At 31.4% G+C, this 12,997-nt stretch carries 14 protein-coding genes; 5 read left to right on the top strand and 9 right to left on the bottom strand.

Going from position 1 to position 12,997, the window contains the following annotated elements; translation table 11 throughout:
* Positions 1–220: 220 nt before the first annotated feature.
* Positions 221–2,167: a DNA primase gene (gene dnaG, locus N5D03_RS08390; RefSeq protein ID WP_280035732.1), complete on the bottom strand. Its 1,947-nt coding sequence runs from the start codon at positions 2,165–2,167 to the stop codon at positions 221–223.
* Between the two features lie 164 nt (positions 2,168–2,331).
* Here dnaG and N5D03_RS08395 point away from each other — a divergent pair, with 164 nt between their 5' ends.
* The 3 genes from N5D03_RS08395 (at position 2,332) to sucD (ending at position 5,166) form a co-directional block, all read left to right on the top strand.
* Positions 2,332–3,114, top strand: coding sequence for an META domain-containing protein (locus tag N5D03_RS08395; protein ID WP_280049579.1), 783 nt, complete (start codon positions 2,332–2,334; stop codon positions 3,112–3,114).
* 88 nt (positions 3,115–3,202) lie between these two features.
* Entirely contained in the window at positions 3,203–4,129 is a 927-nt protein-coding gene (locus N5D03_RS08400; protein ID WP_114999484.1) for a UDP-3-O-(3-hydroxymyristoyl)glucosamine N-acyltransferase, read from the top strand.
* Between the two features lie 167 nt (positions 4,130–4,296).
* Positions 4,297–5,166 (top strand): succinate--CoA ligase subunit alpha, encoded by an 870-nt coding sequence (gene sucD / locus N5D03_RS08405; RefSeq protein ID WP_038337297.1) that lies wholly within the window; start codon positions 4,297–4,299, stop codon positions 5,164–5,166.
* 50 nt (positions 5,167–5,216) lie between these two features.
* Here the strand turns inward: sucD and N5D03_RS08410 are convergent, their stop codons facing one another.
* The 7 genes from N5D03_RS08410 to N5D03_RS08440 all read right to left on the bottom strand — a co-directional run bounded on the left by N5D03_RS08410 (position 5,217) and on the right by N5D03_RS08440 (position 10,559).
* Positions 5,217–5,639: a hypothetical protein gene (locus N5D03_RS08410; RefSeq protein WP_280049580.1), complete on the bottom strand. Its 423-nt coding sequence runs from the start codon at positions 5,637–5,639 to the stop codon at positions 5,217–5,219.
* 176 nt (positions 5,640–5,815) lie between these two features.
* Positions 5,816–6,223: a hypothetical protein gene (locus tag N5D03_RS08415; RefSeq protein WP_125349734.1), complete on the bottom strand. Its 408-nt coding sequence runs from the start codon at positions 6,221–6,223 to the stop codon at positions 5,816–5,818.
* A complete protein-coding gene (locus N5D03_RS08420; RefSeq protein WP_114999488.1) occupies positions 6,223–6,882 on the bottom strand; it encodes a DUF4240 domain-containing protein in 660 nt (219 codons plus the stop codon). The genes N5D03_RS08415 and N5D03_RS08420 overlap by 1 nt, the downstream gene beginning before the upstream one ends.
* A 241-nt stretch (positions 6,883–7,123) precedes the next feature.
* Positions 7,124–8,260, bottom strand: a complete 1,137-nt coding sequence (locus N5D03_RS08425) for a glutathionylspermidine synthase family protein (RefSeq protein WP_280051366.1) — start codon at positions 8,258–8,260, stop codon at positions 7,124–7,126.
* Between the two features lie 9 nt (positions 8,261–8,269).
* Positions 8,270–8,659, bottom strand: coding sequence for a hypothetical protein (locus N5D03_RS08430; RefSeq protein ID WP_125349731.1), 390 nt, complete (start codon positions 8,657–8,659; stop codon positions 8,270–8,272).
* A 6-nt stretch (positions 8,660–8,665) separates the two neighbouring features.
* Positions 8,666–8,944 (bottom strand): hypothetical protein, encoded by a 279-nt coding sequence (locus N5D03_RS08435; protein WP_038337307.1) that lies wholly within the window; start codon positions 8,942–8,944, stop codon positions 8,666–8,668.
* Between the two features lie 103 nt (positions 8,945–9,047).
* Positions 9,048–10,559: a succinate CoA transferase gene (locus N5D03_RS08440; RefSeq protein WP_280049583.1), complete on the bottom strand. Its 1,512-nt coding sequence runs from the start codon at positions 10,557–10,559 to the stop codon at positions 9,048–9,050.
* A gap of 195 nt (positions 10,560–10,754) precedes the next feature.
* Here N5D03_RS08440 and N5D03_RS08445 point away from each other — a divergent pair, with 195 nt between their 5' ends.
* Both N5D03_RS08445 and N5D03_RS08450 read left to right on the top strand, forming a co-directional pair.
* Complete coding sequence (locus N5D03_RS08445) at positions 10,755–11,576, top strand: AraC family transcriptional regulator (RefSeq protein ID WP_180906175.1); 822 nt, start codon at positions 10,755–10,757, stop codon at positions 11,574–11,576.
* A gap of 8 nt (positions 11,577–11,584) precedes the next feature.
* Positions 11,585–12,247 carry an alpha/beta hydrolase gene (locus N5D03_RS08450; protein ID WP_280051367.1) on the top strand — a complete coding sequence of 221 codons (663 nt, stop codon included), beginning with the start codon at positions 11,585–11,587 and terminating at the stop codon, positions 12,245–12,247.
* A 39-nt stretch (positions 12,248–12,286) separates the two neighbouring features.
* Here N5D03_RS08450 and truB read toward each other — a convergent pair whose 3' ends face one another.
* Positions 12,287–12,997 carry a tRNA pseudouridine(55) synthase TruB gene (gene truB / locus N5D03_RS08455; protein ID WP_125349728.1) on the bottom strand — a complete coding sequence of 237 codons (711 nt, stop codon included), beginning with the start codon at positions 12,995–12,997 and terminating at the stop codon, positions 12,287–12,289.

Raw genomic sequence — 12,997 nt, forward strand, 5'->3', positions numbered from 1 at the left:
AAAATAAGCATAATAGATTTTGTTTGTACATGCATAGTTTTTTCTAATGATTTTCAGAAAATAAAAGAGACCTAAATGTCTATGTTTAGTAGCTTTATAAAGAATTGTTAACAATAAGTTAAAAATATAGTCACTTATTAAAATTTTTAAGAACTATTTGTAATTTTTATGTAAATATTTATTAGTCAGTGAGTTGTGATTTTAATCAGTAAATGTTAAATTAAATGACGCGATTAAGATGTTGATTTAAGATATTTTTTAATCCAGTAAAATGCATAATTTGTTGAAGAATTTGACTCGTTTCTTCGATTGATAATTCAGGATTTTTTGTTTGATGCATCAATTCTTTAATCACATTATCTATGTAAATAATTTTGAAGCGAAGTAAAACATCAAATAAATCTTTGTGCACAAATTCTTCTTTTTTCTTAATGTTGATGCCTTGCTTTACTGTCCAGTTTTCGCTTAAACTATGTTTTTCTAACATCATTTCCGAAGCAAGCTGTACAATTTCTGGATTGGTTAATCGAGAAAAATAAGTTCCTGTTCGCAATTCATCATTTCCCAAACCAACTTTCACTTCTTCTAAAATAGATTGATAAAGTGGATTACTCAAACTTAACTCGTTTTCATCAAATTGAGAAATGATTTCTTGGTTAACTGTTGTTTTATATAGCTCGTTGTTCTCGTTCTTCAAATCAACTTCTAAATCACCAAATTGCATAATCAACTTAATGATTTCATTTTCTACAGTTTGCTGAACATTGATGACTTCTTTTGTAGACGGAACAACCGAAATAGCAGGTTTTTTAGTTCGCGCATTATCGGTAATATGAGAAGACGAAGAAGTCGATTTATCGCCAGAATTTTGCAATTGAGCCAATTCTTTGAACAAAACTTCTTCTCGAATTTCCATAATTTTAGAAGTTTCTGCAATGTAAACCTCCTGCTTGATAATATTCGGAATAAGTGAAATCGATTTGACAATTTCTCTAATTAATTCCGCTTTTTTGATAGGATCATTCTTCGCATCTTCCAACAAAACATTTGCCTTAAAACGAATGAAATCGGAGGCATTTTCTTTTATATACGCTTCGATTTCTGTTGTCGAATGTTTTTTCGCAAACGAATCCGGATCTTCGCCCTCTGGTAACAATAGAATTTTGACATTCATTTCTTGTTCCAAAATCATATCAATTCCGCGGAAAGAAGCTTTGATACCAGCATTATCGCCATCGTACATCACAATGATGTTCTCTGTCAAACGTTTTATCAAACGAATTTGCTCATTTGTAAGTGCTGTTCCAGAACTCGCCACCACATTTTGTATTCCAGCTTGATGCAGAGACAAAACATCTGTATAACCTTCAACCAAAAAACATTGATCGGCTTTTGTAATGTGTTGCTTTGCCTGAAATAATCCGTAAAGCGTTTTACTTTTATGATAAATTTTATTTTCGGGAGAGTTTAAATATTTAGCAGCTTTGGCATCATTTCGCAAAATTCGTCCACCAAAACCTAATGTTCTACCAGAAAAACTATAAATAGGAAACATAACACGTTCGCGAAACTTATCATATTTCTTATTATCTTCTTTGAAAGTTGCTAAACCAGCTTCTTCAATTAATTCTTTCGAATAACCATTTTTTAAAGCATATTCAGCAAAAGCATCCCATTGTTTTGGCGAATAACCAAGTTCAAATTTATCGATAGTTTCTTTGGTGAAACCACGTTCACGGAAATAACTCAGACCAATTAAATTTCCTTCTTCCGAATTATGCAATTGATTAGTGAAGAATTTCTTCGCAAAATCAGTCAAGATATATAAACTTTCTCGGTCTTTTTCTTCTTGTTGTTGCTCAAAAGTATATTCACCATCTTCTTCAATCTCGATGTTATAACGTTTTGCCAGCCATCGCAACGCTTCTGGATAAGTAAATTGTTCAACTTCCATCAAAAAAGTCACAACATTTCCACCTCTTCCAGAAGAAAAATCTTTCCAGATTTGTTTGGCAGGCGAAACAACAAAAGAAGGTGTCTTTTCATTACCAAAAGGCGAGAGTCCTTTTAAGCTAGAACCTGCACGTTTTAAGGTAACAAAATCACCAACAACTTCTTCTACACGAGCTGTTTCGAAAATTATATCTATCGTTCTTTGAGAAATCAAATTGAATTATTTTTTGAGAATTGTGTAAACAAATTAATTCTCAAAATTAAAACAAATTCTTTACTTGGCTTCATCTTTTCAAAACCTTTGTAGAAATGTATTTTAACATTTTTGAGATTTGGTATGATATTCGTTTATTAGACTGAAACTTGAAATTAAATTTTATGAAATCAATAATTTTAAAAATATCTTTTTCAGCAATTTTAGCAACAGGATTCTTAACATCTTGTTCTACTGTTAATAACGTGATAGGTAATACTGAAAACACAAATAACAACTCTATTTTAGGAAAATGGGAGTTGAGCCAAATCAATTTTATGAAGGCAGGTTCTATTGCAGAAGCTTATCCAATGGGAACTCCTTACCTTAATTTTATTTCGAATAGTATGTTAAATGCTTCGGATGGTTGTAACACTTTGAATGGAGGAGTTACAATTTCTGGAAATGAAATTACATTTGGTAATATGATGTCTACGATGAAAGCTTGTCAAAATGTAGAAGATTCTAATTTCAGTTCAAAATTAAACGGAAAATTAAAATACTCTATTTCAGATAATAAATTATTATTAATTCAAGGAGATATTGTCATCATGACTTTTGTTCGTCCTGGTACTTTAGCAGGTTCTTGGGAATTAGAAGAATTTATTGGTAAAGATAGAAGTGCAAAATCAGTAGACGATCGTTTCCCAAATCAAAAACCTACATTAACATTCCAAAATAACAAGGTTTCAGGTAATGATGGATGTAATAATTTGACAGGAGCTTATGTAGCAGTAGGCAATTCATTGACAGTAAAAAACATCGCAACAACGCGTATGGCTTGTCAAGGTGTAGATTCTGATGCTTTTGGAGAGCGTTTTAATAATGTAAATAAATACGAAATTGTAGACGGAAAATTAGTTTTGTTTGCAAATGATGTTAAAACAATGGTTTTCAAGAAAAAATAATGAAATTCAATTCATAAATCATTAAAGCTGTCATTTTTTGACAGCTTTTTTATTTTTATATTTGTAGACTTTTTAAAAGGAGAGAAAGATGAAATTTCCACAAACACATCAATTAAAAGATATAGCATCAATTATCGATGCGAAATTTATTGGAGACGAAAATTTTCCAGTAGAAGGAATCAATGAAATTCACCGTGTAGAAGCGGGAGATATTGTTTTTGTTGATCATCCAAAATATTATGATAAAGCGCTACAATCGAATGCAACAATTGTTTTGATTAACAAAGAAGTTGATTGTCCAGAAGGAAAAGCTTTGTTGATTTCTGATGATCCTTTCCGTGATTTTGTCAAAATTGGACAACATTTTATGGCGTTTGAAGCTGCTACAAAACAAATTTCTGATTCTGCAGAAATAGGTGAAGGAACAATTATTCAGCCAGGCGCATTTATAGGAAATCATGTCAAAATTGGAAAAAATTGTGTGATTCATTCTAATGTTTCAATCAATGATTATGCAATTATCGGAGATAATGTAATTATTCGTTCGGGAACAGTTTTAGGAGCTGATGCATTTTACTACAAAAACCGTGAAACAGGTTTTGATCGTTTAAAATCTGTCGGAAATGTTATCATCGAAAATAATGTAGAAATTGGTGCGAATTGTACGATAGATAGAGGAGTTTCTGCTTCTACAATTATTGGTGAAGGAACAATAATGGATAATTTAATTCAGATTGGTCACGATACAATTATTGGTAAAAAATGTTTGATTGCTTCGCAAGTTGGAATTGCTGGTTGTGTAAATGTAGAAGACGAAGTTTCTATTTGGGGACAAGTTGGGATTACAAGTGGTGTAACAATCGGTACAAAAGCGGTATTATTAGCACAAGCAGGAGTTAGTAAATCTCTGGAAGGAGGAAAAACATATTTTGGTTATCCAGCTGAAGAGGCTCGAGGATTGTATAAAAAAATGGCTGTCACAGAGATAATGGTTCGCGATTACAAGAGAAAATAAAATTATCTATAGAAAATATTTTATAGCCGACCGTTTGGTCGGCTTTTTTTATGATAAATATCTTATCCTTTTTTGTCCTGTTCCAATAAAGATTTAGTGTATTTTTTACATTGAATATTTTTTAAAATGCAAAACTCCTTTTATATTTGTGTAAATTAAAAATCACAATGTCTGTATTAGTAAACAAAGATTCAAAAATAATCGTTCAAGGTTTCACAGGGAAAGAAGGAACTTTTCATGCTGAGCAAATGATTGAATATGGAACACAAGTAGTAGGTGGTGTAACTCCAGGGAAAGGAGGACAAACTCACTTAGGGTTACCAATTTTTAACACAGTAAAAGATGCTGTTGATCAAGCAGGAGCAGACGTTTCTATTATTTTCGTTCCACCAGCATTCGCTGCTGACGCTGTAATGGAAGCTGCAGAAGCAGGTATCAAAGTAATTATCTGTATTACAGAAGGTATTCCAGTAGAAGATATGGTAAAAGTACAAGCTTATGTTGACCAAAGAGATGTAACATTAATCGGACCTAACTGTCCTGGTGTTATTACTTCTGAGGAAGCTAAAGTTGGTATTATGCCAGGTTTCATTTTCAAAAAAGGTAAAGTTGGTATCGTTTCTAAATCAGGAACTTTAACTTACGAAGCTGCTGACCAAGTTGTAAAAGCTGGTTACGGAATTTCTACAGCAATCGGAATTGGAGGAGACCCAATTATTGGAACTACAACGAAAGAAGCTGTTGAATTATTTATGAATGACCCAGAAACTGAGTGTATCGTAATGATTGGTGAAATTGGTGGACAATTAGAAGCTGAGGCTGCTCGTTGGATTAAAGCTAATGGAACTAAACCAGTTGTAGGATTTATTGCAGGACAAACTGCACCAAAAGGTCGTACAATGGGACACGCTGGAGCTATCGTTGGTGGAGCTGATGATACAGCACAAGCTAAAATGGCAATTATGGAAGAATGTGGAATCCACGTTGTTGCATCTCCTGCTGATATTGGAGCTACAGTTGCAAAAGTTTTAGGATAAGAATATTCTTAATCAAAATAGTAAAGGAACTCAAATTTGAGTTCCTTTTTTTATTTTAAAATTCTTGTTATGCAATAAATATTATATGTAATCAATACAATCAATAATACTCCTAAACACATTAGTAATAAATCAAATCGCCCTTGAAATTTATTTGAAAAATCGATTTGTATTAACTCTTTATTTTGATATTTTAAAGCTTGTATTGATATTATTTTCTTATTATTTAAATGAGAATAAAAATAAGGTTGTGCCAGTTTTTTGATTTTGTAATCATTATCCTCTTTAAAAATTTCGAATTCAATCAAATTATTTTGATGATTTGTTTTAACAAATTCATATCCATTAATTTTATTGAAATTTTCATATTGTAAATTGAAATTTATTTGAGGATATTCTTTTAATTTAAAGATTAAATATTCTTTTCGATTTTTCCTTTTTCCACTAAAATCTATTTCTGGCTGATAAGCCATATGACCTTTAATGGTTTTGTATTCTTGTATTTTATCAGGCTGATAATTTTCTATGCTAAAAGATAAAATAAATATTATTAAAGAGGAGAAAATCAATGATGTAATTATAATATATTCTTTTTCTACAAAACTTATTTCAAAATCTTCATTCTTTTTTATTTCAGGATAATTAGTTTTTAAATAAGATAGAATCTCTCATCAAACACATATTTATTATGAACTTCTTTAATACGACAAACTATTTTATTATCAGCATACAATTGAATTAATTGTCCATTAGATTTCTTTTTATAAGAATCTTTATATTCACCGTTTGTAATACTATAGCTTGTGAAATCTATCGCTTTCTTATATACTAAATTAGTATAAATAAGTTTGTTGTTATTAAACTCATAAGACTCTTTACTATTACTAATTATAAAATAAAGTTGAACTATAATATGTCCAGAAATTAAAAAATAATTGAATGCGCTATATCCAATTAATATAAAAAAGAAATAGGCAACTACTGAAATTAATGTGACAATTTTCCTTAGAGCACTATCTTCCCTTGAAGGAATAAAATGGGTATTAAATATTATCATTATAAAAACTCGTCTTCATCATCAAAATCATCCTCCATTTCGTCATCATCTGGAGAATAATCTTCGATAAAAACTTTGAATAATCTTGGACAAATGATTTGCAAATTGGTTAAATTTTCATCATCCCAATCAAACTCAGGTTTTGGAGATTTTTCTGTATAAAATTTAAAACATTCTTTGTTTACAAAGTCAATAATCTTGTGTTCGAATTTTTCATAGAAAACATCATCAGCGATTAAATGAAAATCTTCAAATTCATATAAATCATCTTCGTTGAAGCCTTCGTTAAAATAATCAGCTAAATTATCAGGATTCAAAATTGCCTTTTCAAACAATTCTTGTCCTTGCGAAATAATCCAATTTTTGAAATAATAGAAATGTGTTGGATCTGTATCATCATTCATAATACAAGCTGCACACCATATTTCAGGCGAATGTAACGAATACGAATAGAACTCTAATCGAAGTTGAAAACCAATAATATCCTCGGCAGTTAGATCTTCTAATTCTTGCTCCAAAGCCTTTTCTTGATCTTGCAAATTATTGGCATTGAGCAAAGAATTTTCTATAATTTGCCAAAACAAATCTTCTTCGAGCATACGCGAAACGCGCTCTGTGGGAAGGGTTGAAGAGTTAAACAAATCATCTAAAAAATCCATATTTCTACTTTTTAGTTTGTATTTAGTTGGTTTTGATTCGTAAAAATTTATCTAACGTTTTATTTCTTAAACCTTTAATTGATAAAACATTTTAACAGAATCTTTTTATAATTTATGAAATAAATACGATGAAACCTACGAATTTTTAAACTATTTGCAATTTTTGAGCTAATTATTTGATTTTGTTTAAACTAAAAAAGTCTAATTCGGAGTGGAATTAGACTTTTTGGTTTTAAATATTTTACTCAATAATATGCGGAACAAAACGACTTTTATCGGTTGTAATAAATTGGTCACTTTCGCGGAACGTAATTCCACACGATTCTTGCCCAATAATCCAACTTCCGATAATGGTATAACCTGTTTCTTCATGATGTAAATTAGCCAAAGCTTGATAAATAAAACCTTCTTCACCATATTCTCCTGAAGTTTGCTCCGAAATAGTTCCGTTTTTTACAACTTCTATATTTGCGCCTTCACGTGATAACAATGGTTTTTTGACATAATTCTTCATCTCTTTTGGTGAATCTGTATAAGCTTCTAATAATAATGGATGATCTGGATACAATTCCCATAAAATTGGTAAAATAGCTTTGTTCGAAAGAATCATTTTCCAAGCAGGTTCTATCCAATTTGCGTTGATTTCATCATTTTTGATGTTGTATGCAAACAACTCGTTCATCATCCATTCCCACGGATAAAGCTTGAAAATATCTGTAATTGGTTTTTCTTCTAAATCAACAAAATTGACATTATTCCAACCGATTTCGTCAACGTAAATTAATTTGGTATTAATTCCGGCTTGTATCGCACAATCTCTGATATATTCGATATTCGTCAAATCTTCTAACGATTCTCTCACGCAAGAAAAATGCAATGTTTCACCTTTCAAATAAGGTTTTAACATTTTCCATGTTTCAATTAATTTATCATGAACAGAATTGAATTGATCTTTCGTTTCTCCAAAATAATTTTCCATCCAAAGCCATTGTACAACACCACATTCGAACAAAGAAGTTGGTGTATCAGCATTGAATTCTAACATTTTTAATTGATCATTATCATAAGCAAAATCAAAACGTCCATAAATACTTGGCGCATCATTTTCCCATGTATCAATCAAATAAGGTTGGATAAATTTTGGAATTTTAAATTCGTCCAAACGATTATTTTGAATCACATGTTCGACAGCATTCAAGCACATTTCCCATAATTCGTTTGTCGCTTCAAAAAATTTATCCGCTTCTTTTTCTGAAATCGAATAATAATAATCTTCTACCCAATAGGTTTGTTTATTTTCGTCTGTATGATAACCAAAGCCAATATTTTCTAACCTTTCTTGCCAGTTTTCGTCAGCTTTTATTCTTTTTAATTGCATAAAATTAGTTTAAGATGAAACTGAACGAGAAGAAGCAGATTTTCCGAATCCACCACGAACAGTTTGACTTTTGTACGCTTGAGCTTTTGCTGCGTTTGTTCCGACATTAGATTGTTGATGCAAACCTTGACTTGCATAGCCCATTCCGCCACCTGTTAAGCTACGAAAAGCCATAAACCAAAGCAACGAACTTCCCATTCCGCCATGATGCGAACCACCTGAATGCGACGAATAATTTGACGTGACATCTGTGTAAGGCGCAGTAGAATCTGCACGCATATATACCTTTTGCGCATTGTTCGTAACGGGCGCTTCTTCACGATTCATACACGAACTAAGAACCGAAGAAATTAACACTAAAGTCACTACTTTACTTGCTCTTTTTTCTCTTTTATTCATGATAGATTATTGAATGGTTACGTAAATAGGAATTTTAGTAGAATCGGTAGGTGTATATTGTTTGTGCGTAATCAACGTGTCTACTTTTTCTGCAATCATCAAATCGTTTGACCAAATTTTTTGTTTAGTAATATGTAAAACAGAATCGCCTTTTGTTTCTGTTGTTAAAACAACTTCGCGAGCCGATTTTTTATCAATTTGTTCTAAATTTTGATTTTCGTTTTGATTAGATTGACACGCAAAAAAAGTTGTCAATGGTAGTGTTATTAAAAGTATTTTTTTCATGTTTCTTAGACTTCTAACAAAGTTACATTATTTCACAAAAAAAGCACAATCCAGAAATTCTGAATTATGCTTTAAAAAAAGTATAGTTTTATTATTTATTATTCTAATGATTCAAAACTAATAATTCTTCTTTTTTCATAGAACCTGTTTGTTTCAATCTTGTGTGCCAAGAGAACGCTTCTTCTAAGATATGTGGCGTTTGACCACCTCTTTCTGCACAAGCTCTTTCGAAATAAGATAATAATTCACCTTTATAATCTGGATGAACACAGTTGTTGATAATTTCGATAGCTCTTTCGCGTGGTGCTAAACCTCTTAAATCGGCTAAACCTTGCTCTGTAACAATAATATCTACATCATGTTCTGTGTGATCGTGATGAGAAACCATCGGAACGATAGACGAAATATTTCCACCTTTTGCGATAGAAGCAGTAACAAAGATTGAGATAAATGCATTACGAGCAAAATCTCCAGATCCCCCAATACCGTTCATCATGTGAGTACCAGAAACGTGAGTTGAGTTTACGTTACCATAAATATCACACTCTAAAGATGTATTGATTCCAATAATTCCTAAACGACGAATAACTTCGGCAGAGTTAGAAATAGATTGTGGACGTAAAACAATTTTATCTTTATAATTGTCGATGTTTCCAATTACACGATCGTAACATTCTTGTGAAACTGTCATAGAAGATGCTGAAGCAAATTTCATTTTTCCAGAATCGATTAAATCAAATGTAGAATCTTGTAAAACTTCTGAATACATTACTAAATCTTCGAAATCTGAATGCTCTAAACCACCTAAAACGGCGTTTGCAACTTTACCAATTCCACATTGTAATGGCATTAATGATTTTGTAAGACGACCTTCTTCAACTTCATTTTCGAAGAATTTTACAATGTTTTGAGCAATTGCAGCAGTCGCTTCATCAGCTGGTTGAATGTCTCCAGGAGCATCTTGAATGTCGTGAAAAACAATTCCAACAATTTTAGAAGGATCTACTTTTATTGTTTCTGTTCCAATTTTTGTATCACAAGAAGTGATGTTAATTGGTGTACGTTTTCCGTATTCTTCTACACTATAAATATCGTGAATACCTTTGATATTTGTAGGGATAGATGTGTTAATCTCGATGATTAATTTGTCTGCATTTGCAGCAATTTCTGCATTATTACCAATAGAAGTTGTAGGTACCAAAGAACCATCTTCTAAAATTTCAGCAACTTCTAAAACACCTAAATTAATTTTAAATTGTCCATCTAAAATATGTTCGGCTGTTTCACCTAAATGCTGATCGATAAATAAAACATTACCTGCATTTATATTTTTACGCATTACAGTGTCTACTTGGAATGGTAAACGTTTTTTTAATGCTCCACTTTCTACTAAAGCCGCGTCTGTACCATGTCCTAATGAAGCTCCTGTTACTAAAGTGATTTTTAAATTTTCAGATTTGGCACGCTCCGCAACAGCTTTTAATACAACTTTTGTATCGCCTCCTCTTGTAAAACCACTAGAACCAACAGTCATTCCATCTTCAAAAAATTTGGCAGACTCCTCTGCTGTCATTACTTTTGACTGTAAGTCAGTTAATTTTATTCTTTCCAACATAATGCAACTTTTTCTTTCTAATACTATTCAATAATTGTTCCCTTCTGAACGGAGGGAATTACAAATATTGGACTAATTAATAAAAAGTTAATATCAAAAATAGTCAAATAATTATTCATTTCAGACACTTTTATTTGTGTACATTATACATTATATCAAATAAATTATTATATTAGTTCGCAGATTAAAGAAACTATGAATATACATTTGGATAATAAGTTCGAAACACGATATTACCTAACCGAAATTGACAAATTACCAACCTCAATTTTCTGTTACCATAAGGAAATTTCGGAAGCATACGTGGTAGAACATAAACATAACAAAGCGCAATTTCTTTATTGTGAGGGAGGAATAGTTTATGTAAAAATAGGAAAAGATACCTTTTATTTACCTGCAAGACACTATATGTGGATACCGCCTCATGTGGAACATAGTATACACCCAAATACACCAGAGGTGATTATGAGAAATTTATATTTCCCTATTAATGAAAGTGATAATTCGTTTTATAAAAAAGTAGGAATCTATCCTGCTGATGGATTATTGTTAGAACTTTTATTATTTTCTAACCAATGGAAAGGAGATATTGTTCCAGAAAATAGAAGCGAATATGTAATCGCACAAGCTTTCAAAGAAATATTACCTAAAGTAAGCAAAAGTAGTTTACGATTGGCTTTACCACTTCCTCACGATGAACGTCTGAAAAAAATCGTTCAATTCTTAGATGATAATATGGATTCTTCGATTACAATGAAGAAAATTACAGCCGAATTCGGTTTCTCTGAACGATCATTATCACGATTATTTCAAAAAGATTTGAATATGACATTTGTTCAATATTTTACGATTTTGAGAATGTTACGCGCTTTACAATTATTAATTGATAATACGTATTCAATCAGTGAAATTTCGACAATGGTTGGTTACAATAGTTTACCAACGTTTAGTAATACATTCCAAAAAGTAATCGGGGTTCGTCCAACAGATTACTCAAAGAAAAAAGATATATTATAAATTAAGGTATGAAAATTTATCAAGTAAGTGGATTAGGTGCAAATGCAAATGCTTTTCGAAATCTACGCTTGGAACAAGATTTTGAGCAAGTTTATATTCCTTGGTTAGATCCAGAGAAAGATGAAACTTTGGCTCATTATACCGAAAGATTGTTAGATAAAATAAATCCCACAGAAGATTTTCTTTTGATGGGATTATCTTTTGGTGGAATAATTGTGCAAGAAATGAATCGTTTTATCAATCCAAAACATACATTTCTGATTTCGACAGTGAAGAGTAGGGCAGAGCTTCCGAAGTTATTTCGATTTTCGGCTTCTATTAATGCGCATAAAATAATTCCGATGAGTTTCTTAACTTCGGATCGGACATTTTCGTACATGATGATGCGAAAATTATATTATACTGATCGAGAAAAAGATAATATTGACGATATTTTTGAGTTTCGAAACAAAGAATATTTAAGTTGGTCGATTCATAAGATTGTAAACTGGGAACATTCTACAGCTTATCATGAAGAAAATATTACACATATTCATGGTACAAAAGATATTGTTTTTCCGATTGAATATATCAAAGATGCAATACAAATAGAAGGCGGAACACATATTATGGTGATGCAAAAGCCAAAATTAGTGAGCGATGAAATAAATAAAGTATTAATCACTTTATAACTAAAAAAAGCTTGAACATTTGTTCAAGCTTTTCTGATTTTATACTTCTTCTGTTGTATTTTCTTCTTCAAAATAGCTTTTTTCTAAAGCGAAATTTTCAGCATTGATGACATCAAATTCGCCAATTTTTGTACGACGAAGTGCTGTTAAATATCCACCAGAATTGACTGCTTTTCCAAAATCAAAAGCCAAAGAACGAATGTAGGTTCCTTTGCTACAATTCACTTCAAAATCGACAAAAGGTAAATCTATTTTTGTAATTTTAAAATCGTGAATCGTTATTTTACGTGCTTTACGTTCTATTTCTTGACCTTCGCGAGCTAATTCATATAAACGTTTTCCATCTACTTTTACCGCTGAATGCATTGGCGGAAATTGTTCAATTTCTCCAACAAATTGTTTTGTTGCTTCGCGAATAATTTCTTCTGTGATATGATTTGTCGGAAAAGTTTCATTTTCTTCCGATTCTAAATCATAGGTAGGCGTTGTAACACCTAATTTAATTGTACCAGTATAAGTCTTTTCTTGCGCCTGAAATTCATCAATGCGTTTTGTCCATTTCCCTGTACAAACCAATAAAAGTCCAGTAGCTTTTGGATCTAAAGTCCCAGCATGTCCAACTTTTATTTTCTTTAAGTTATATGCTTTTCTAATGTTCCAACGAATCTTATTTACAACATCAAAAGATGTCCAATCAAGTGGTTTATCAATCAAAAAAACGTGACCTTCTTGTATTTTTTCTACATTCAT

Origin of the sequence: Empedobacter sp. GD03861 (assembly GCF_029840885.1) — a bacterium.
Taxonomy (GTDB): domain Bacteria; phylum Bacteroidota; class Bacteroidia; order Flavobacteriales; family Weeksellaceae; genus Empedobacter; species Empedobacter falsenii_B.